General features: G+C 45.4%; 16 protein-coding genes and 1 riboswitch. Of the genes, 15 read left to right on the forward strand and 1 reads right to left on the reverse strand.

What is annotated here, in order from left to right; genetic code table 11:
- Positions 1–142: 142 nt before the first annotated feature.
- Positions 143–1,138 carry an LCP family protein gene (locus ASG93_RS18295; protein WP_056834038.1) on the reverse strand — a complete coding sequence of 332 codons (996 nt, stop codon included), beginning with the start codon at positions 1,136–1,138 and terminating at the stop codon, positions 143–145.
- Positions 1,139–1,372: 234 nt separating this feature from the next.
- Here ASG93_RS18295 and ASG93_RS18300 point away from each other — a divergent pair, with 234 nt between their 5' ends.
- The 15 genes from ASG93_RS18300 to ASG93_RS18370 all read left to right on the forward strand — a co-directional run bounded on the left by ASG93_RS18300 (position 1,373) and on the right by ASG93_RS18370 (position 22,434).
- On the forward strand, positions 1,373–2,428 hold the full coding sequence (locus ASG93_RS18300) for an ATP-binding cassette domain-containing protein (protein ID WP_056834008.1): 1,056 nt from the start codon (positions 1,373–1,375) through the stop codon (positions 2,426–2,428).
- Entirely contained in the window at positions 2,421–3,215 is a 795-nt protein-coding gene (locus ASG93_RS18305; protein WP_056834010.1) for an ABC transporter permease, read from the forward strand. The genes ASG93_RS18300 and ASG93_RS18305 overlap by 8 nt, the downstream gene beginning before the upstream one ends.
- Positions 3,216–3,218: 3 nt before the next feature.
- A complete protein-coding gene (locus ASG93_RS18310; protein ID WP_056834012.1) occupies positions 3,219–4,007 on the forward strand; it encodes an ABC transporter permease in 789 nt (262 codons plus the stop codon).
- A gap of 1,167 nt (positions 4,008–5,174) precedes the next feature.
- A complete protein-coding gene (locus tag ASG93_RS18315) occupies positions 5,175–6,452 on the forward strand; it encodes a phytoene desaturase family protein (protein WP_056834014.1) in 1,278 nt (425 codons plus the stop codon).
- Between the two features lie 40 nt (positions 6,453–6,492).
- The gene (locus tag ASG93_RS18320; protein ID WP_056834016.1) at positions 6,493–7,392 is read left to right on the forward strand and encodes an RNA polymerase sigma-70 factor; all 900 of its coding nucleotides are present in this window, start codon (positions 6,493–6,495) and stop codon (positions 7,390–7,392) included.
- An 808-nt stretch (positions 7,393–8,200) separates the two neighbouring features.
- The gene (locus ASG93_RS18325; RefSeq protein WP_162262863.1) at positions 8,201–8,929 is read left to right on the forward strand and encodes a DUF3221 domain-containing protein; all 729 of its coding nucleotides are present in this window, start codon (positions 8,201–8,203) and stop codon (positions 8,927–8,929) included.
- A gap of 244 nt (positions 8,930–9,173) precedes the next feature.
- A complete protein-coding gene (gene bcp / locus ASG93_RS18330) occupies positions 9,174–9,671 on the forward strand; it encodes a thioredoxin-dependent thiol peroxidase (protein WP_056834019.1) in 498 nt (165 codons plus the stop codon).
- Between the two features lie 106 nt (positions 9,672–9,777).
- Positions 9,778–11,130: a PepSY domain-containing protein gene (locus tag ASG93_RS18335; RefSeq protein ID WP_056834021.1), complete on the forward strand. Its 1,353-nt coding sequence runs from the start codon at positions 9,778–9,780 to the stop codon at positions 11,128–11,130.
- A 292-nt stretch (positions 11,131–11,422) separates the two neighbouring features.
- Positions 11,423–12,664: an MFS transporter gene (locus ASG93_RS18340; protein WP_056834024.1), complete on the forward strand. Its 1,242-nt coding sequence runs from the start codon at positions 11,423–11,425 to the stop codon at positions 12,662–12,664.
- 155 nt (positions 12,665–12,819) lie between these two features.
- Positions 12,820–14,274 (forward strand): polysaccharide deacetylase, encoded by a 1,455-nt coding sequence (locus ASG93_RS18345; RefSeq protein WP_056834026.1) that lies wholly within the window; start codon positions 12,820–12,822, stop codon positions 14,272–14,274.
- 64 nt (positions 14,275–14,338) lie between these two features.
- The gene (locus ASG93_RS18350) at positions 14,339–15,316 is read left to right on the forward strand and encodes an AAA family ATPase (protein ID WP_056834028.1); all 978 of its coding nucleotides are present in this window, start codon (positions 14,339–14,341) and stop codon (positions 15,314–15,316) included.
- 7 nt (positions 15,317–15,323) lie between these two features.
- Positions 15,324–16,538 (forward strand): DUF58 domain-containing protein, encoded by a 1,215-nt coding sequence (locus tag ASG93_RS18355; protein ID WP_056834030.1) that lies wholly within the window; start codon positions 15,324–15,326, stop codon positions 16,536–16,538.
- Positions 16,525–18,957 carry a transglutaminase domain-containing protein gene (locus tag ASG93_RS18360; RefSeq protein ID WP_056834032.1) on the forward strand — a complete coding sequence of 811 codons (2,433 nt, stop codon included), beginning with the start codon at positions 16,525–16,527 and terminating at the stop codon, positions 18,955–18,957. Before ASG93_RS18355 ends, ASG93_RS18360 begins: the two co-directional genes overlap by 14 nt.
- 112 nt (positions 18,958–19,069) lie before the next feature.
- Positions 19,070–20,608: a glutamine-hydrolyzing GMP synthase gene (gene guaA, locus ASG93_RS18365; RefSeq protein WP_056834034.1), complete on the forward strand. Its 1,539-nt coding sequence runs from the start codon at positions 19,070–19,072 to the stop codon at positions 20,606–20,608.
- A gap of 94 nt (positions 20,609–20,702) precedes the next feature.
- A riboswitch (purine riboswitch) is annotated at positions 20,703–20,803 on the forward strand.
- A 227-nt stretch (positions 20,804–21,030) separates the two neighbouring features.
- The gene (locus ASG93_RS18370; RefSeq protein ID WP_056834036.1) at positions 21,031–22,434 is read left to right on the forward strand and encodes an NCS2 family permease; all 1,404 of its coding nucleotides are present in this window, start codon (positions 21,031–21,033) and stop codon (positions 22,432–22,434) included.
- Positions 22,435–22,829: the final 395 nt, after the last annotated feature.

Consider the following 22,829-nt stretch of genomic DNA (forward strand, 5'->3'; position numbering starts at 1 on the left):
AGTCGTTTATCGTCTTACAAAAAGCCCCTACTCGAAGGGCGCTAAGCCCTATAGCCAAGTAGAGGCATAAAATCTCAATTAATTAATCACTTCGTACTGTCCTACAACGCCTAATCACTTCATATCGTCCTGCAACGCCACGTCACTTCGTCGTCTTCACCGAAGACTTCGGTGAGGACGAAGGCGATGGCGATGGCTTCGTAGGACCAGAATCAGCCTCAGCCTTCCCTGCAAAAAGATCCTTCACATATAGCTGCAGCTTCTCTTTATTCGCCGTAATGACAGCGGCGCCGCGGACGTTTTTCTCGATCAGCAGATCAGTTGGCGGCAATTGGGAGCTTACGATTCCGTCAGCTTTCGCCTCATAACCAAGAGTACCGAGCTTCAGCATATCCGTCACACTCAGGTTCGTATCGATATAAGGATCGATGGCATTTAGAATTCTTGGCAGCTTAATTAAGGAAGAGGTTGCTTGCATTTTTTGAGCGACCGCTGTTAGGAACTTTCTCTGACGTTCCGTACGCGAGAAGTCGGACAAAGCATCATGTCGAAAGCGTACATACTGCAAAGCTGTTTTGCCATCGAGATGCTGAGGCCCTTTTTTCAGATTAATATCATACACATGATCATCTTCTGAGTCCGAATATTTCATATCTTTCTCGACGTCAATATCAATCCCGCCAACGGCATCAATAAGTGCAATGAACCCTTTAAAGTCGGTATAAACATAGTACTGAATAGGGATGCCGAGCAAATCGCTGACCGTTTTCATCGCTAAATTCGGACCGCCTGATGTAATGGCTGTATTGATACGATCCTCACCTTCACCTGGGATCTTCACATAGGTATCTCGAAGAATAGAGAAAAGGTGGGCCTTCTTGGTCACGGGATCAATCGAAGCGAGCATTATACTGTCTGAGCGGGGCAGCTCATTCTTCGTCATCCCACGCGAATCTCCGCCTAGAAGCAAAATGTTGACTCGCTGTTTGCCTTCCCATTTGGGTGGGATAAATTTATCCCCTTTATCTTTAATATTCTGGGCAATCATAGTACCACTGCCTTGTGGTTTGTCCGATTTATGGGAGATATTGTTCGCGAAATTATAGAAAGAATATGAATAATAACCAGCTACCACCATAAGCAGCAAGCCGATCAGGAGCAGAGTTCGTTTTATAATTCTCAAAGGTTCAGCGCTCCTTTCGTAGGTAGAGGTAATCTGTACTTTTTTTTCTTACAGAATTCATGTATCATGAGTGTGTTGTACAATTCATCTTTATGATCCATATTATAGATGTTATGAAACTTCGATAGCAAGTTACGGCGTTTTTCGCCATTATATGTAGCCGAGTCTACACAGACAGGGGGTAAGTTTATGTTAGCGATTGATGTTCAAGATCTGCGCAAGGAATTTCAAGTTCAGCAGAGCCGCAGGGGTTTAAAGGGCGCATTTCAAGATTTATTCCAAAGAGAATATAAGCAAATTACAGCTGTGAAAGACATCAGCTTTCAAATTCCTAAGGGCGAAATTTGTGGATATATCGGTGAAAATGGAGCCGGAAAGTCGACTACCATCAAAATGCTGACGGGTATTCTAGTACCTACATCAGGACATATCAAGGTCAATGGTTTCGTACCATTTAAAGAGCGTGAGAAATTCGTAGCCGGAATCGGTGTTGTTTTCGGTCAACGCAGTCAGCTCTGGTGGGATATCGGTGTTGTCGAATCTTTTCAACTATTGAAAAAGGTATACCGGGTATCGGAAGCTGATTACAAAAAGCGTCTCGACGAGCTCGTCGATCGTCTGCAATTATCCGATTTATTATCACGTCCCGTTCGTAAGCTAAGTCTAGGTCAGCGGATGCGATGTGAGTTAGCCGCTTCCCTTATTCATAATCCAGCGATTCTGTTCCTCGATGAACCGACCATTGGTCTAGATATCGTGGTGAAAACAGAAATTCGCGAATTTCTCAAATCGCTTAATCAGCGTTACGAAACGACGATCTTGCTTACAACGCATGACCTTCAGGATATTGAAGCATTGTGTTCCCGTGTTATCATGCTCGATGATGGCCGTATTATTTATGATGGCGGACTCGAAGAGCTGAAGGTGAAATGGGGCAAAGGCAAAGAAGTCGTGCTGCAATTTGAGCATCCTACAACACTGGCTCGTCTTCAAGAGCTTACGCGAGGCCTAGATGTTGCTTGGCAGCTTGAAAATGAGCTGTCCGCCAAAGTGTTCATTCCGCACGAACGAGCCAATGTTTCTGAGGTGCTTAGCCGCGTAGTCGGCGTCTTGCAAATCCAAGATATCAAAATCAATGAAACGAATACGGATGATATCGTCCGTGAAATTTATAAAGCCGGCTCAGCCGATGTGAAACGTCAAGAGGAAGTGCCGCAGCCAGAGGGAGTGGCGTCCCATGTTTAGTGCTTATTTAGAAGTTATTCGCATGCGATTTCTCATGATGCTCGCTTATCGCGTTAATTACTACAGCGGCATTTTGATCTATGCACTCAATATTGGTTCTTATTATTTTGTATATAAAGCAATTTATGGTGAGCAAGCTATAATTGGCGGCCTGACGCTAGGTCAGATGACGACTTATGTGGCCATTTCTTGGATGGGGCGCGCTTTTTACTTCAATAACTTAGATCGCGAGATCGCCAACGAAATTCGTGACGGCAGTGTAGCCATCCAATTCATTCGTCCTTATAACTACGTTTTTGTGAAAATGATGCAAGGACTGGGAGAAGGTGTATTCCGTCTTCTTCTCTTCACGACACCTGGAATGATCTTCATATGGCTGCTCTTGCCCATTCAGTTCCCAACCGATCCAAGCCTATGGATTATCTACTTCGTGATGCTGTTTTTCAGCTTTCTGATTAATACGCAGCTCAATATTATTACGGGATTATTTGCTTTTTTCTTGGAAAATAACGAAGGTCTTATGCGCATGAAGCGCGTTGCCGTCGACCTGTTCTCCGGTTTAATTATTCCGATCTCCTTTTTCCCGGGATGGTCCAAATCGGTCTTAGAGTGGCTGCCTTTTCAAGCGATTACTTACTTGCCGAGCGCTGTTTTCACAGGAAAAATTACAGGCTCTGCGATATTCCAAAACCTTGGTGTCCAAGTGCTGTGGTTCCTGGTCTTACTTATTCCGATCTATGTCCTATGGGTTAAATCTAAAACGCGTTTATTCGTACAGGGGGGTTAACACATGAGTTTTTATGTCTCCCTAGTTGTGGAATATTTGAAGAATTACATGAAAACACGTCTCACCTACCGATCCGATTTCTGGATTGAGGTTCTTTCCGATTTGATGTTCAACGGTTTGAATCTATTCTTCATTCTCGTCGTATTTTTGCAAACAAAATCGCTTGGCGGCTGGAATCAAGAACAAATTTTGTTCATTTACGGTTATTTTATGATTCCATACGGCATATTCATCACTTTTTTTAACTTATGGGGCTTTAGTGAACGTTATATTGTCAAAGGGGAGATGGACCGCATCCTGACGCGTCCCGCCTACAATCTATGGCAATTGATGCTCGAAAACCTGAGTCCATCTTCACTCTTTAGCGCATTAGCAGGTTTAATTGTTATGATTTATTCTTGGGCTAAGCTCGGTATCCCATTTCATTGGCATGATCCACTGGTCTTTATCGTACTGGTGATTGGATCGATTCTCATTTATGCAGGAGTATACATCTCGCTGACATCGCTGGCCTTTTTCTCTGATGCGCCGACAGGGATTCTGCCGCTGATTTGGAACATCCAGAACTATGGGCGATACCCAGCTACGATTTACAATAAATTGCTCCGAACGATCTTGACGTGGATTCTGCCTTTCGCATTCGTCGGTTTCTATCCGGCTGCTTATTTCATCGATCCAGAGAATTGGAAGTGGTTCGCCTTACTGACACCGGTTGTTGGTATTGGTTTCAGCATTTTTGGGATTACGGTTTGGAATATAGGTGTGAAACGGTACCGCGGCGCGGGATCTTAATAGTAAACAGAAAAGCCTAGTTCTTGCTTAAAAGCAGGAGCTGGGCTTTTTTATTAGTAGAAAGTATAAAAGAGGTTATACTTCTTTATCTACTGAAAAAGCCTGCATAAGTGCAGGCTTTTCAATCGAATCCGACGATTAGGGAGGAATTCCTGCAAATATACAGTATTATTGCAGCGTTTCTGCTTGTACCTGAGAAGTAGCTGCAAAAAAGTGTATTTTTGCAGGCATTTTATTTACCGAACTAAATAAGAGGTAAAAAGGATGTATAAATGCAGCCATTCTAAAAAGCTGATTTGCGCTTCGTTGAATCCTTGGTAGATAAGACTTCCATGCCGCGTTGCGGTACCATTGATGAATGAAAATTTGTGACTATTTGTTACTCTTTTGAAAGGGGGGCACACCCACCCATACACACACACACACAAAGTGGGAATTGGGAAGGCGAGTTGCAAAGCGAGGAGCAATCTCCTTGATTTCTTCGGGACGAGCCCAAAATTCTGTATGTTGGAGACCGTAGATTCATTCTCACAACTGGCAGGTATAACTCCAAGATTCGATTTATGAGCCATTCGGCAGCTAATGTTGTATGTTCTACAACAATTCACAAGCCCAAAGGCTGTTTTGCAGCTTGAAGTTGCAGTGTACAACATTTTGGGCCCATTTCTTACGAAAAGGCCAGATTAGGGCCAAATTGTTGTACATTATGCAACAACGAGGGGATATTGGCGGGATCTGGGCTGGAAATGTTGCACTTTTTACAACATCATTCGACAGAGAAGAGACTTCATTCATCTGGCACCTCATACGAGCCTATAAGACGATGTAGAACTAAATTTCGGCAGTCTAGGTTGTGCAACAATTTAAGCTATTATATGGCTATGGAGCTACTTTTGGCTGGAAATGTTACATCACTTGCAACATTGGCGTGGAAAACGTGGATTAGTTTGCCTGATGTACGAAGTACAACTTGATCATTCTATCCACATTCTTATCCACAATTCCACAGGGTGAAAAGTCCCATTGTGTATAACTTTCATGCATAGTGTCAACATATCCACAGATCGAGATATCCACAAGTAAATTTTAATTTTGAAACCGTATCTGTCACAAAACACCGTCCTATTTCGCCTTATAAATGAAAAGCGAAAACGGAGGGTGATAAACATGAACAAATACGACACAGCAATTATTGGCGGAGGCTTAGCCGGATTAATTGCGGCCATCGAATTAGCTAAGGGTGGAAATAAAGTGGTGATTTTGGAGAAATCGGGGCGCTTAGGCGGCAGAGCCATTACGAATAAGAAAAATGGTGTTTTCTTTAACTTAGGCGGGCATGCGTTATACCGCGCTGGGAAGGCGTATTCGATTTTACAAGAGCTTGGAGTTCGTATAGAGGGGGGAACGCCTTCATCCAAAGTGAACGCCATCTGGAACAATCAAATTCTTCCGATGCCAGCGAGTCCGATCAGTATGTTAACATCTAAGCTTCTATCTTGGTCTGGTAAAATGACTCTCCTGCGACTGGTTATGAAATTAAACAAATTCGATACAACCACATTAAGAGATGCAACCTTGAGGGATTGGGCTGAAGGTGAGATTCCTGATCCGATGGTGCGTCATATTTTCTATGCGCTGTGCAGAACCGCCACATATACGCACGATCCAGATTACCAGCTGGCGGGTCCCGTACTGGCACAAGTACAGCGTTCACTTAAGGGAGTTCTATACCTCCATGGCGGCTGGCAAACGATCGTGGATCAGCTGCATGATAAAGCAGTTCAAGCGGGGGTGCATATCATTAGAGGCAAAGATGTGAAGGAGATCATACATGAGGATGGCAAAGTTCAAAAGCTTAAGCTTGCTGATGAGGAATATTTAGAAATCTCAAACGTGATCAGCACCGCTTCCGCTTCTGAGACCTACAAGCTTGTTCGTGATGCCGATCTCACGGTACTGAAACGGTGGAAGGATGAGGCCCGTCCATCGAAAGCGGCATGCCTTGATTTAGGATTGAAGAAGCTGCCCGTCCGTGGACGGGATGTTGCTATTGCGCTGGATCAGCCCATTTTTTTCTCCCATCACACCGTTCATGCCAAACTAAGCGATAATGGTACCTTAGTTGTGCATATGGTGAAGTATAACGGACCTGGAGAAAGTGATCCAAAGACAGACGAGCAAGTGCTAACCGCTGCCATGAATGCACTTCATCCAGGCTGGGAACATGAGGTTGTCGCAAGACAGTTCCTGCCTGATATTACGGTTGTCCACGACTATATGCATATAGGTAAGTCAGATAGGTTTACAGGTCCGTCTGTTCAGGGAATTCGCGGCCTCTATGTGGCTGGGGACTGGGTCAGTCATGGTGAAATGCTCGCAGACGCATCAGCGGCAAGCGCCAAACGAGCGGCAGAGGCTATTTTAAAAGTAAGCCACCTAGCGTAAAATTGCCATATCATCTAAATATAGTAAGGAGCTGTGCGGTATGGAGTTAGCCGGATCTTCTGAGCAGGTGTATACATCGTATAAACCGCTCTTGTTCTCATTAGCTTATCGAATGCTTGGGAGTGTCATGGATGCGGAGGATGTCGTGCAGGAGGCATTTCTGTATGTGAATGAGACGAATCCGGCGCATGTCCACAATCCTAAAGCGTATTTATGCAAAATCGTGACCAATCGGTGTATCGATAAGCTGCGTTCCGCCAGCAAAAAGCGCGAGGTCTACGTAGGTCCGTGGCTGCCGGAGCCGCTTATAACGAGTGGTGACAATCAGACAGAACCTGATCTCTATTACTCGCAAAAAGAGTCCCTTTCAACCGCATACCTATTGCTGCTGCAGCAGTTGTCGTGGGTAGAGAGGGCGGTATTCTTATTGAGAGAGGTACTCCAATACGAGTACGACGAAATTGCCGAGATTGCTGGGAAAAGCAGCACGAATTGCCGGCAAATTTTCCGTAGGGCCAAAAGCGCCATTAGCAGCTTTCCGGATCGCGAAGATGATCCTAAGGAACAGCATAAGCAGCCTGTAATGGAACAAAATTCAGCCGTCGTGGAACAATTCGTGCAGGCATTAGTATCTGGCAATATGGGTCAGTTATTGAACATCGTCAAAGCGGATGCTGTCCTTTACTCTGACGGTGGAGGTAAGGTGAAAGCCGCTGTTAGGCCTATAATGGGGGCGGAACGTATCGCCATGTTCTTTTCTGGGGTTCTCTCCAAAGTGCCGCCTGGCTTCAGGTATTCATTAACAACTGTGAATGGAGAATTGGGCATTGTGGCTTACGATGATGACCAACCGTATAATGTGACTTCCTTCCATGTTGTTAATGGTCAGATTGCTGCTGTCTATCTCGTAGTTAATCCTGACAAGTTGAGGCATTTATAAAATAGCTCCTGCCGAACCTTCTTTCACGTGATCTCTCAGGGATTATGCGGAGGAAGGTTTTTTGTGCACTCTCTAACGGATTTATTACTCCTAAATTGGCTGTGCCAATCTTATCTAGCGCCAAACAGTTCCAGGGGGAATAACATTAGCTGCAAAAAATACATCAAATTTCACAACATCCGCATTTTTGAGCGCAGTTGCTGCATTTCCTACATCTAATTGTGTCTGGAATGAGGGTTTGGACCCATTCACGTAAGATTACCTGCACAAAATGCAGCTAAATCTCTCCAATAGGTCGTTATGGCGATAATTAACTGTACGAAATACATTTAATGCAGAAAGTGTGCTCCCATACCTCTAGAGTTGGCTCCTTGAAATTCAGTGGCACCAACTTTCAGTTACGCCAAGCACCAAGCCTCTGTAAGGAATACCTCATGGATTTTGAGTAAAAAGGTTTTTTATGCAACAATTGGAAATTTATCGCGTCTAACTTGTAAAGAATCTAAAGATTGAGGTGCAGTAGACCAATGAAGTCCATACTCTTATTGCATTTGGTTTGTCTAATGTCGGGAACCAAGAAGAAGTTGCTGTTCCCCCAGCTGAGGTGAAAAGGGTTTATGAGCTCCCATCCCCTAATCCTACAGCTCCGCTACCTGAAAACTTGCAGGATCGAATATATCATTTAGAAAATGTGTATAAGCAATTTTCTGTTAAGCCAATGAGTATTTATAAGTCTGAGGGTGAAAACCCCAATGGTGCCTTTCATCTTCAGCTTCTTAAGCTAGGAAATCACCGTGAGGAATTGAGCTTGCAGGAGAAAAGTCAGATTAAAGATGCCATCTATAAGGCCATAGGATCACGTTTCTCGCTTGATATTACAACTTTGGTTATATCGAAAGAAGAGGAGTTGGTTGGGTATATATCCGAATTGGATAAGGAGGGACAAAAGATGCTCCTTGTCAATCCTGAAGCCTGTTCTGATAAAGAATGCAAGAAAAAAGAGAAGTTTTGGGTGAGTCTCGAAAAAGATGCCATCATCGTAACGAATGACAGTAACGCTTCAAGTAAGTTTGAGGATCTAAAACTAGGAGATTGGCTGCACGTATGGACGACAGGAGCCATATTGCAAAGCTATCCTGTGCAATACACAGCACTTGATATTGAGGTGGTGGAGCCTGAGGATGAGACACCAGTTGCACTTTCAGCATTAATGAAGACAGATTTTAATGGCATTAAACAAATTGATGTCAGATTCGGCGATGGTAATAAGCTGGCCATTACAGATTCAAAGTCTCTGGAGGATATTTCATCAAAATTGAAAAGAATTGAGCTTGTCCGAGCCAATGATCAACGAACCTGGATTGGGTTTCTGTACGAGATGGAACTAACCATTGGGGATAACAAGTTTCAGTATGGCACTAGTCTAAGGTTTGATAACATTAAATATAAACAAAATGCAGTCACAACCGAACTAAATGACTACATCGTAGCACTTGGAAGAGCAAGTATTCCAAATCTCTTAGGTGGCATACAGTGATATAAATCTGCTTACGAAGTCTTCAGGACTCGTAGCAGCTTTTTTCTTTCTCAAAGCGCTTTTCGGATCACCTTTTTATTTGAAACCCGTCAAATTTGGGCAGTTGAATATCAATGATAACTAAATCAGGTTTAAGGGCAATGAACTCTTCAACCGGAGTTTTGGAAATGGAGGTTTGATGTTCCAACCTCAAATGGCGCATAATGGATATACCTAAGAGTGTTAAATAGAGGAGAGAACATAGATGAGCAAAAAGATACAGATAGAGACAGAGACAGCCAAGCGTTTGGCACCAGCATTTACACTTCCTGCATCCAACGGGAAAAAAGTATCCTTAAAGGATTTCAAAGGGAAGAAGCTGGTCATTTACTTTTACCCACAAGACAACACGCCAACCTGTACCCAGCAATCGTGTGATTTTCGCGACTATAATGGTAAGTTTGCAAAGCTCGGTGTAAAAGTGATCGGAATTAGCCCAGATGAGCTGAAAGCCCACGATAAGTTCATTGAGAAGTATGAACTGCCGTTTCTATTGCTCTCAGACCCTGATCATCAGGTAGCTGAAAAGTTTGGTGTATGGGCACTCAAGAAGCTGTACGGCCGTGAGTATATGGGAATAATTCGTTCCACTTTCCTGATAGATGAAGAGGGATATATCGTCAAGGAATGGAGTAAAGTGAGGGTTAAGAATCACGTTCAGTCGGTTTTGGATGCTGTAATGGCATTGAATACAAATACATAAAAATTAAACGATAGTTGCTAATATGCAGCAAAGAACGATGGAACTTTTTTACAAATTATTCGTCTAATCCATTGCAGGGGAGAAAATTTGTGAAAAGGGGATAGCGATGAAAAAGAAGCTGATTGTTTCGATATTATCTATTTTCGTGGCTTACGGAAGTACCGCGTACGGGGCTGTGGAGGAAACCCATTGGGTGATAAAGGAGCTCAAGGATTACAAGCAATATATCGTGCCTTATAGGGACAACGCTTCGACACAAGGTACGATCACGCAGAAAGAGTGGGATTCATTTCAGCGAAATGTGCTGGACTCTGGCAAGCTGGATAAACCCATACTGCTCGATGATTGGGCGACGGCTCTTAAAATGGCGGCGGATTTGCCGGCAAAAAATCGTGATGCCTGGATCAGCATGTATGTTCACGGGCTGGGGCAAGGGACGGAGATTACCCGTGAAAATGCTGTCGGTGGGATGGTAAAGCTGTTAATCGGTTCTTACTTTAAGGGAAGCTGGTCTGCGGAAGAAGTAAAGTCAGCAAAAGCGCTGCTGGATCTCCAGGATATTAGCGATAAGCAGCGAGGTCTGATTGAGATCGCGTATGTACATGGCATTTTGGATGATTCGGTGAAAGAAAAGTTTAGGCCGAACGATAAGCTGACGAATGCCGAGGCCATTTCTATGATGTTTAAGGTAATGGGGGAATTGGCGTATGCCAAGCCGGATCTGCCGGCAAACCATTGGCTCAGCGAAGAGCTGGGGACTGCCTACCAAAACAGCAAGCTTCCTAAGCCGATGCTTAAGGTACTGCGTCGTGCTTTTCAAGATCCGATGAACGCCGAACGCAATATTCCTGTTGGTTTGTGGCATGAAATGCTCATTTCAGGGCTGCCGGTGCCTGCTTATTTGAAGGAGAAAGCGTTTATGTATACGCTTGCCTATGACAAGGATGGTGGAATACTACGGGACAGAGCGGTAGTCGGAATAACTAAGCTGGGGAAAAATCCAAGAAGCGCAACGGCGGAGGAAAAAATGAAAGCAGAAGAAGCGTTTGCAGATTATCGCGATGCTTTTGACTCCGATAAAATCGCTGTTGCTTACGGAGATGGCCTTTTGGAGGGACGGAACGGTCAAAGCTTCGGCGTCCACGGTTACCTAACCTATGCTGAGGCGGCTGCTCTTGCTATCCGTGCAAGCTTAAGGGAGACATTGAACGATACCCCTTTGCTAATTGATGAGAAGACGGCATTGCAAATAGCCAAAGAAAAGGACCCTGATTCTGAAGCCGAATGGAAAGCAACCTTCAAGAAGGGGCTGGTGCTTCATGACAACACGAACAGGATCATCTATGACGGGTGGGTCGTAGAAGCGGTCTATCCGGCAGGGAACAAAATGGTTGTGTATATTGATGCCAGAACGGGTAAAATCATGGTCCTTGGGGAGATTGAAGCTGCTATAGGGTAAATTAGGTGATATCGACCGCAAGGAAAAGCTTGCGAGACATGATAAGTACAAGATCTACTATTCATTATCGCCAGATAAGCATACATGCTACATTGAGGCTCTAAAGCATCAACATCAGAGTGTAATTGATAAAAGACAGAAGTAACCCTAAAAATATCAATTATGAAAACCACAAACCGAGAAGCTAATCTCGCTTGTGGTTTTTTCTTCTGAATCATTTCTGATACTAATTTTGTGTTAAAATTATGCTGTAATAAAAATATATTCATTGTTCTTGAAAGGACTTTCTCACATGTGGACGATGCTCAAAGACCGAAGAATGACGTTTCTCATGATAGCCAACATCTTATCCTCGATCGGCTCAGGAATAACGATGATCGGCGTGCCGTGGCTGTTAGTGAATCGAGCAGGGGGGAGTGAGATCTTTGGTTATGCAACACTAGCATCAACCATCATACTTTTCTTCCTATCGCCGCACATCGGCGTATATATTGACCGCATTTCCCGAAAGAAAATGCTGCTGGGCAGTGAAGTGATCGGAGGATCGGTCACACTGCTGTTTGCTCTTTGGGGACTAAGTACCGGTCACTTCGAAACATGGCAGCTGATCGTCATTTATTTTAGCGGTTCTCTGTATTATAACGTTCACTTTCCAACCCAGTTCGCTTTTACACAGGAGATCTTCTCGAAGGAACAGTACAAGACGCTAAATTCCATCCTCGAGGTCCAAAATCAATCCACATCGATGATCGCGGGAGGCTTGGCGAGTCTACTGATTGATCATATCGATTTTGCCTGGATTCTATTAGCGGACGCGATGACTTACTTCTTAGGCTTTGGTCTATTTTTGCTTATTCCCTATATCAAGAACAGGTCTGTCGCGGCAAACGGCGCCGTTTCCATGTGGTCAAATATCAGAGAAGGCTTCGCCTATTTGAAAACGAGACCGCTGTTGGTCATGTTTTTCCTTTGCGCGCTGATGCCGTTTCTGTTTGTTATGGTTGGTAATTATCTTTACCCCGTCTATATTACAAGTGTCCTCCATGGAGGGGCCAGTGTGCTCGGGGCAGCCGATATGATTTTCGCCATCGGAGCTGTCTTGGCCGGTTTAACGGTCCCGCTGCTCATGCAGCGTTTGGGCTCTTACTATACGACGATTCTTTCGTTTGTCATTTTTAGTCTGTCGATTGTCTTCTTTTACGTATTCCCACTAGTCTCTATTTTTCTCCTATTCAAAACGTTGAACGGATGGGGAAATGCAGGGAGTCGCGTAGCGCGCAATACGATTTTGATGGAAATGGTTCCAAATCATTTGATCGGTCGTGTAAATAGCTTTTTCAACACCGTAGGGATGGGGATGCGAGTTCTGCTCATTGGCGTCTGTACGCAAATTGTTTCTTTTCAAGGCGCTAGGACGGCCATTCTTTTGCTCGGAGTCTTATTAGTTGTTAGTTTCATTGGTCTTATTGGCAGCAGGCCCTTGTTTAACGTGACAACACAAGCGAAAAATGAGGCTGTACCGCAAGAAATTTAGCAATAATTTGAACCAAAGCAACTTAGGTCCTTCCACTAAAAACTATCCTTCTCACTCCGAGAGGGGTAGTTTTTGTCATAGAGACATACTCTTGAGGGTTCTCCCATATAATCTATCAGTTAGCAAAATGATAGAACAAGCGGAGGGATCATCGGATGCGCTTTCGGGTACAACGTGCGACCAACAGACAGAAAAGAGTTCAATTTTCAGTAGTAGTCCTTTTACTAGTTTCTCTATTTTTCTTGTGCGTTCCGGCCAAGGCAACAGAGAGCGATGGAAACTCCGCACAAGCACAAGCAGAAGCACAAGCAGGACAAGACCTTTATCAAAAACTCAAAACAGGCAAGCGCCCGCAGAGCGTGAAGACGTATGAAACACCGGAACAGCCAACCGTTTACTTAACCTTTGATGACGGTCCTAGCAAGCTGACGAGTCAAGTGCTGGATATTTTAGATAAAGAGAATGTGAAAGCTACTTTTTTCGCACTTGGCGAGCAAGCTCAGGCACACCCTGAATTGGTGAAAAGAATCGTGCAAGACGGGCATACATTAGGCAATCATTCCTATAATCATGTATATAAAGAGCTGTATAGCGATTTCCAAACCTTTTGGGACCAAATCCAACGTAGTGAGGACATATTCGCCAGTTTGGCTGATACCAGACCGCAATTGGTGCGTGCCCCTGGAGGTACATATACAAATTTTGATTCGTACTACTACTATTTGATGGATCAAGCAGGTTATATCGTTACTGACTGGAATGTTGACAGCGGTGATTCCAAAAGAGCGCATGTACCTGTGAATGAAATTTGGCAAACGATTAAGGAATCACCGCTCGAACACGAGATCAACATCCTGTTTCATGATGGCAGCGGGCATGAGTCAACGGTAGAGGTATTGCCCCAAGTCATCAGCTATTACAAAAAATTAGGTTACGCGTTCGCTCCCCTTACGACTCAGGTTAAGCCCAAACAATTCCCAGTGGGTAAATCGAAGTGGTCGAGAAACATGAGTTTGGCCCATTTCCAAGAGCTAATGAAAGAAACTCAGCAATATGCTTTAGCGCATATTCAGACGGATCCAGATCAGAAGGATGCTGAACAGCATTTTGCCCAGCAAACGATAGTAGCCAGAGAAGAAACGGCACAAATTCTATCGGCGCAAGCGGTGTTGCCGCTGCAAGTACATGTGGCCGGAGGCAGCAGTTTTACAATTGAACCTGCAAAGTACCAGCTGCGTGCTAACCGGATTGAACTGCCTATGCGCTTTCTCGTAGAGAAAATGGGCGGACAAGTAGAATGGCTGGCTGATAAGAAGACGGCGAATGCACATTTTGGTGTTTATGATTTGGAATATGATTTGTCCACTAGAAGCATCAGGCTTTATACCCTAGGTAATAGCGTAGCTACCTATTCATTAGCGGATATGGATTTCAAAGACGGTAGTATCATCGTTCCTTTAAGAAAAACCATAGATTTACTAGGCGGGCGAATTACAGATACGGTCATAGAATCTAATAAGCGAGAGGTGTCTGTGGCATTACGGCCTTTTTATATATTTAAAGAGAATGATAGTCTTCTGAAAAACTCTCTATTTGCCATGGGAGGGTAATGTCTAAAATAGTAGAGGGCTGGAAAAACTAGAAGCATACCCTTATAAAGGAGGCTTCTTGTCTATGCAGTCGAAAACACGAATATTCGATCAGCCGCAGCCTCTCGTGGAACGGATGATCATGAACGTAGAGAAAGTGATAGTTGGAAAGAGAGAGACGATAGAGAAAGCGTTCGTTGCTATGCTGAGCGGCGGCCATCTTTTGCTAGAAGACGTACCCGGTGTTGGGAAGACGATGCTTGTACGTGCCTTGGCTAGGACGATTGGTTGTGAGTTTAAGAGAATTCAGTGCACGCCTGATTTATTGCCGTCTGATGTAACCGGCGTCTCTGTATTTAATGTGAAGACGAATGATTTTGAGTTTCGCCCTGGACCTTTAATGACTCCAATCGTGTTGGCAGACGAAGTCAACCGTACCTCACCGAAGACACAATCTGCTTTCTTAGAGGCAATGGAAGAGAAGCGGGTTACGATTGACGGGGTGAGTTATGAGTTGCCTAAACCCTTCGTCTTATTAGCTACGCAAAATCCTGTGGACTATGAAGGTACGTATGCGCTGCCGGAGGCGCAGATGGATCGTTTTATGATGAAGTTGTCACTTGGTTATCCGACGCCTGAGCAAGAAATTCTGATGCTGGATCGCCTGCAAGATCGCCAGCCACTGGATCACTTGAAGCCTGTTATCGTACAGGATGAGTTTGTGCAATTGCAACGGGAAGCAGCTATGATTCATGTCGATAATACGTTAAAAGATTTCATTGTTCGTCTGGCCTTGGCAACTAGGGAGCATGCTGATTTGTACTTGGGTGCAAGTCCAAGAGCGTCCTACGCCTTGATGCGCGCTTCGCAAACGTATGCCTATATGAAGGGCAGAAGTTTCGTGGTACCGGATGACATTAAGGATTTGGCGCTGCCGATCTGGACACACCGGCTTATTCTGACTTCCGAAGCACGAATGACGGGCAAGTCCGCAGAGTCGATTTTGACAGACTTACTAGCCTCCCTACAAACTCCTGTTCTTCGTTACGTCTCGGGGAAGTAGGCCTGTGATGAGAAGCTGGGGTAAAACGTCGCTGTTGGTTGTGGGATGTGTGCTGTCAATCGTTTTGGCGTATTGGCAAGGTGGATTTGCCGCTTGGTATTTAGGGATTTGTTTGACATTAATTTGGATTCAAGCTGGATTATTTTATGTATTCGCATTAAAAGGACTAACCGTTAGCCGGCAGTTGTCAGGCGAAGTTTTCGTATCTGGTGATGACGTTGCCATCACTTTGCAGGTTGGGCATCGTACGTTTTTACCATTGCCTTGGATGATTATTAAGGAAACATGGATTCATGAAGGAAGCGGAGTGAAGCTGCGCTACAACAAGCTGCTTTTCCCGGGGTTTCGATCAGCCTTCATCCTCCATTATAAAATGACGGATCTTATGCGAGGTGTTTATCGGTTCGCAGGCTTTGAGGCGGTGACCGGTGATTTATTTGGCTTTGCTGTTCGAAAAGCTTACCGCGATGATCTTCATCGGTGTGTTGTCTATCCGAGACCAGATTCCTTGACAGGATCTGGCATGACATTTCAATCGGAGGATGGAGATGTGTCTGCCATCCGTGGCCCAAAAGCCGACACACCGCTGATCAGCGGTGTTCGCGATTATGTCAGCGGTGATCCCTACCACCGCATTCATTGGAAATCCACAGCCAGGCTGAGCCGGCTGATGACCAAGGACCCCGAGCAAGCATCCTCCGCGAAGCGGATGCTGTTGCTCGACGCGGCGCCTGCGGCGGGTCCAGCGGAGGCGGCGCAGCCGCTGCTGGAGAAGGGCGTCGCCCTCGCGGCGGGCTTCTTCGAAGCCGCCGCTGGCGGGCGCGAGAGCTGCGGCTTCGCCAGCAGCTCGGGTGCAAGGCGAATCGCGCCGACGATTCGCCCTGATCTCACGCTCGCGTACGAAGTACTCGCGAGCGTGGGCGGCAAGCCCGCCCTTTCCTTTCCTGACCTCGTCAGGAAAGAGGCGGCGGCCTTGCCGCTGGATGCGTCGATGCTGTGCATCACATCGACGTTGGACCTAGCGCTGGTGCGCGCGATCGCGGATGCGCGCACCAAGCGCCGGTCCGTGCACGTGATCTACGTGCACGCGCGGCCCTCCCTCTCGGTCGCGGAGCGAGAGGGGGCTTCTCAGCTGCAGGCCGTAGGCTGCAGCTTCACGGAAGTGCCGCATCCGCGGGGCCAGTGGCCAAAGCAAGGAGGTGTCGCGGATGCAACCGCTTGAACCTCGCCACGCACCGCGTGCTCTTTCACGCCCTTTATTCACAAGCGCAAACTCGTCGCGCTTGAAGTCTCGCACTTTACGCACAAACGCAGACTCGTCGCGCTTGAAGTCTCTTTCTTCTAATTCGTCATCACTTACGGGAGCTAATTCCGCTATCCCATCAAGTCCAATCTTCCATTCAAGCGCCATCACTAACGCGCAGACATCATCGCCAATCACCAACACCTTTTTCCGAGACAGTCTAATCTCACTGCTGCTCTTCCTGCTGCTTTCGGAATGGCTCCGTCCTTTAGCCTGGATGGCCGATGCCTCCATTCAAATCGGTCCCATTCTGGTCGTTTTTGCGATCTGCATCGCCATAGACTGCTTCAAGGTTCCTTATGTTTGGGGATGGACAGCCAAAAGCGTTATAATCGTGCTCTTCATCGGCTTTATGTTTGATCGTGAAGGCTTTGTAACCGGAGCATGGATCATCGATTTGGTAAGGATCATCTCTCAGGATATGGTTTATATTGTTCAAGCTCATTTCGACCTTATCAGCGGTCAAATGCGAACGCTGCTCTTTCTGTTAGGTTGGTCACTCCTGATCTCAGTCGTGCAGGCTCTCATGCTGCAGAGGCAGCACAGTCTTTGGTTTGTTACGGCCACGCTCATGTATCTTGTCTTCTTACAGTTGGTGCTTGGCGCGGATACGGTTCAAGGGATTATGCGTACAATAGGATTTGGACTGCTTCTGTTATCGCTGCTCAATCTCTCAAGAATTGAACAAACCTACGGCATTTCTTCGGTGCGTTCGGGCGGCTTTTTTCAATGGATAGTAGTCAGCTTGGTCGTTGTAAGTGCGCTAGCTAGTGTAGGATGGTACTCGGCAAAACGGGCGGAGCCTGCTCCTCTCATGAAACCGGTTAGCTGGGCATATTTATACGACCGCATATTTGAACTTTACAAGGAAGATACAGGGGCGAACGGTGCTATTGCTCGGTCTGGATACGGTCAAGATGACTCTTCCTTAGGAGGTCCACTCCAGGTGGACACGACTCCGGTATTCACAGCCAGAACATCCGAATTAACCTACTGGCGCGGAGAATCCAAAAGCTTCTACGACGGCAAAGGCTGGACCGAGCCCAATCAAACACTGGAACCTTATGTTTCTGCTAATCCACCATTCACAGGTAGGGCAGTAAATCAGGAAATTCTATGGAACACGAAGTCGCCTAATAACCAATTGTTTGTAGGTGGAAAGTTACTAGGCGTTGATATGCTTTTGAACGAAAAGGGAAAACCTCTAACACCGAGCAGCCTACTTATATCTAAATCTAATGGTAAAGTGACTTTGCCCGAGATCATGGATCCTTTATCTTATTACAAAATAACGATTCAACCCGTGCATGAAGATCCATCCATACTTAACACGGATATGGGTAGTTATCCCTCTGATATTACAGGGGAATATCTCCAGCTTCCGGCTTCTTTGCCGCGATCTGTTCGCAGCATTGCCGAGCAAGTGACAGCGAATAGTCTGACGCCTTATGCCAAAGCAGTTGCGATTGAGCAGTATTTAAGCCATACCTATACCTATAGTCTCGAAAAGTCAACGCATCCAAGCCGCAATGAGGATTTTGTCAGTCATTTTCTGTTCGTAGACCGGACAGGGTATTGTGATCATTTTTCAACCTCGATGGTCGTCATGCTTCGTTCAGTCGGTGTGCCTGCCCGCTGGGTCAAAGGGTTCGCTCCAGGGACACTTCAAGCATCTAGCGATGAAGATGGGCTAAATGAAGTTATGGTTCGCAATCAAGATGCGCATTCCTGGGTGGAAGTTTATTTTCCTTCCATGGGCTGGGTGCCGTTTGAGCCTACGCCGGGTTTCTCTGGTATTTCGTCCGACCATCCGAGAGAAACCTTGACGACAGCTGCTATGGAGCAAGCGGCGATGACTGCTTCACTCACGAACATACCTACGCCATCCAAATTTACGACCTATCCAAGCGAGTGGCTTCATGCAATGAAGGATGGAATTGTCAATTTTGCAAAGACTAATAGGAAAGCATTCATTGTTCTAATCGGATGTGGTCTCCTTCTTGTGGGTATTATCGTTTTGCTAAGGCGAAAAGGGTTACCAGTCAATACGCGGCTGTATTTTCCAACTTACAAAAGCAAGCAGGGCAATTCACACCCCATGACACCTTATATGGACCGTTTATGGATGCAGCTATTTCGCAAATACGGCGCAAAATCCGCTAGCCAGACGGTGCGAGAGTACGTCACAACGCTAAATTTCAATGATCAACGACAGAAACAAGCGCTGCTCGAATTTGCCTTGATTTACGAAAGTGTCCGTTATGATACGGCTAATTCATTGACCTATACAAAGCGGGAAATTACTGCAATTTGGAAAGCCATTCAAAAGACACATTAAACCCCTTTACATCCTAGGTACCTAATGTTTAAAATTAGTACCTATAAATAGTGATAAGTGGACAAGGGGAACCCCTTAAACCTCAATCGCTATGAATCTAGGAGGTCGGATAATGAGTAAACCGAGTGAAATGATTGTCGTATTAGATTTTGGAGGCCAGTATAATCAACTGATTGCTAGACGAATTCGTGATTTGGGCGTTTACAGCGAGCTGCTGCCGTTCAATACAACTGTTGATAAAATTCGTGAGCTTAACCCGAAGGGGATTGTGTTCTCAGGCGGTCCGTCGAGTGTATACGGTGAAGGAGCTCCGGCTGTTGATGCAGGAGTCTTTGATTTGGGCATTCCAATCTTAGGGATTTGCTATGGCATGCAGTTAATTGCTCACCAACTGAACGGTAAAGTTGAACGTGCGCATACGCGTGAATATGGCAAGGCCGATCTTGCATTTACGAATGAAAGCCCGCTAGTGAAAGGGTTAGAATCCAAACAAACCGTGTGGATGAGTCACGGCGATCACGTTTCCGTTCTGCCTGAAGGCTTCGTTATAGAAGCAAGCACGGATTCACTTCCGATTGCAGCAATGAGTAACCGTGAGCGCAACATTCATGCCGTACAGTTCCACCCGGAAGTTCGTCATTCCCTTCAAGGGAATGAAATGATCCATAACTTTATCTATGGCGTATGCGGTTGCGTCGGCGACTGGACAATGTCCTCTTTCGTGGAAGACATGATCAAAGAGCTTCGTCAAGAAGTTGGCGACAAGAAAGTCCTGTGCGCACTAAGCGGCGGTGTGGATTCATCGGTTGTTGCTATTCTGCTGCATAAAGCGATCGGCGATCAGCTGACATGTATGTTTATTGATCATGGTTTGCTGCGTCAAGGTGAAGCAGAAAGCGTTATGGACACTTTTGTCGGTAAATTCGATATGAAAGTGGTTAAAATTGATGCACGTGACCGTTTCCTCGGCAAGCTGGCCGGCGTAGACGATCCTGAGCAAAAACGTAAAATTATCGGTACCGAATTCATCCGTGTATTTGAAGAGGAGTCCAGTCAGTTCGATGACTTTACTTTCCTAGCCCAAGGTACTCTATACACAGATATCGTGGAAAGCGGTACGGCTACTGCTCAAACGATCAAATCGCACCATAACGTAGGCGGGCTGCCGAAAGATATGAAGTTCAAGCTCATCGAGCCGCTCAAAACACTGTTCAAAGACGAAGTGCGTAAAGTAGGCGAGGAGTGTGGCCTTCCAGCAGCAATCGTTTGGAGACAGCCTTTCCCAGGTCCTGGTCTAGCTATTCGTGTTCTAGGTGAAGTTACGGAGGATAAGCTGAAAATCGTTCGTGAATCCGACGCTATTCTGCGCGACGAAATCGCCAAAGCTGGCTTAGATCGTGAGATCTGGCAGTACTTCACAGCACTTCCAGGCATGAAAAGCGTGGGAGTTATGGGTGACGCAAGAACTTACTCCTATACCGTAGGTATTCGTGCTGTTACATCTATTGATGGCATGACAGCTGACTGGGCGCGTATTCCGTGGGATGTGCTCGAGAAGATTTCGGTTCGTATCGTTAATGAAGTTGAGAACGTGAATCGGATCGTTTATGACATCACTTCTAAGCCGCCAGCTACCATTGAGTGGGAATAATATAAATCACTAGTAAAAGACGAACGTTTTGGGAAAATATACCCCTTTATCGTTCGTCTTTTTTATTGACATCTGGTTATTTCCCAACTAAAATGTGTTATGGATAACAGTTTTTCGTATAATCTTGGGAATTGGCCTAAGAGTTTCTACGAGATCACCGCAAATGATCTGGCTACGAAAAAAAGGAACGGAATCCGTATGAGTTTCTACGTGCACCTTTACACATCGAAGGCAGCTCTCATATGGATAGCTCCTTTTTCGTACCCGGAATCAGGCATTATGATTCCGGGTTTTTGCTGTTGCCAGAAAGTATATATGTATACTTTTGCTTCGCACAACCTTGATAAACGCGCTCGTCCTTGAAAGGACGACAAGGGCGTTTATCCTTGGTTCCCCACCATTCGTTTAGGAGGAGTAGGAAAATGGATCGCTTTTTTAAATTGAAACAAAACGGCACGACAGTAAGAACAGAAATCATGGCTGGGATAACCACCTTCATGACAATGGCTTACATCCTTGCGGTAAATCCAGACATTTTGAGTGCTTTTAAATCGGGTGCAACCGGCGGTGACTGGACTTCGATTTTCTTGGCTACAGCGATTGCTGCAGGTGTCATGACGATTGCAATGGGATTATTCGTTAACTTTCCAGTTGCGCTAGCTCCGGGAATGGGCTTGAATGCTTACTTCGCAACCATTATTTTAACTTCGCAAGGTAAATTCACGTTTTCAATGGCTTTAACAGCCGTATTCATTTCAGGGATTATTTTCATCATTCTTACCGTTACCAGAGTCCGTCAAATGCTCCTTGTGGCCATTCCAGACAGCCTGAAGCATGCGATTACCGTGGGTATTGGTTTGTTCATCGCGATGATCGGCTTCAAGAACAGCGGCATCTTAACCGTTGCGGTTGAAAGTGGCAAAGATATTAAGGCGCATCAATTTACAGATGTACTTTCATTTGAAACTGTGTTCCACATGGGTTCATTAGAAGATAAAGGCGTTATTTTAACAATCGTTGGGGTCTTGTTGATTTCCATCTTTATGGTGCTTCGTCTTCGCGGCGCTATCTTGATCGGTATTTTGGCTACGACTATCATTGGGTATTTCATGGGTATGGTTAATCTCGGGACTTTGACTAGTGCAGAGACAACATGGATTCCTGATTTGTCCAAGCTTCGTTTCGCTGATTTTGATTTTGCAGGCATTATGACAACAGGGATTGTTTCGGTTATCGCGACGTTTACGTTTGTTGAGCTTTTTGATACATTCGGTACAATGGTTGGAACAGCGAATCGTGCGGGTATTATGAAGAACAAAGAAGAAGGCAACAAGCGTGTAGGTAAGGCCATGTTCGTGGATGCGATTGGTGTTAGCGGCGGCGCGTTAGTTGGGACAAGTACCGTTACTGCTTTCGTAGAAAGTGCAGCGGGGGTAGCTGAAGGCGGACGTACAGGTTTAACTGCGGTAACTACGGGCGTATGTTTCTTGCTTGCTCTGTTCTTGGCTCCAATTGCTATGTTGGTTCCTGGTTCTGCGACAGCGGCAGCGTTGATCGTGGTTGGTGTTCTGATGGTTCAATCCATTCGTGAGATCGACTTTCAAGATTTCGTTTTAGCAATCCCAGCTTTCCTTACAATTGTATTGATGCCTTTCACTTACAATATTGCGAATGGTATCTCCTTCGGTATCGTTTCGTATGTAGTTCTGGCAGCGGCATCTAACCTAGGTGGCAAAAGTCCGACGCGTTACCCGATTCACTGGTTAATGTGGGTACTGGCGATTCTAATCCTAGCTCGTTACATCTTTATAGGAAGCCAAGGTTAAAAAGGTTCAAGCTCTGGTGCAATACGCACTGGAGCTTTTTTAATTTTCATATTTTACAATGTATAAAAAGCTTGCAATCGGTTTGTGGATTTGTTATATTACTCCTTGTCGCTTCGGCGGTCGAACGAGAGAACGAAAGAAATTAAAAAAAAGTTCTTGCAATCGAATAGGCTGATGTGGTATATTGATCAAGTCGCCTTTGAGGGGCGAAGGATTAAAACGGAAGAAATTGATCTTTGAAAACTGAACAACGAGTGAGTAAGCACGAACGAGAAATCGTTCAACAAAGAGATTGCGAAATCTCGCTAGCAACGCAAATGAGCAATTAAGCTTTCAAATAGTTTTACTATTATGGAGAGTTTGATCCTGGCTCAGGACGAACGCTGGCGGCGTGC

It is taken from the genome of Paenibacillus sp. Soil787 (assembly GCF_001429545.1).
Taxonomy (GTDB): domain Bacteria; phylum Bacillota; class Bacilli; order Paenibacillales; family NBRC-103111; genus Paenibacillus_E.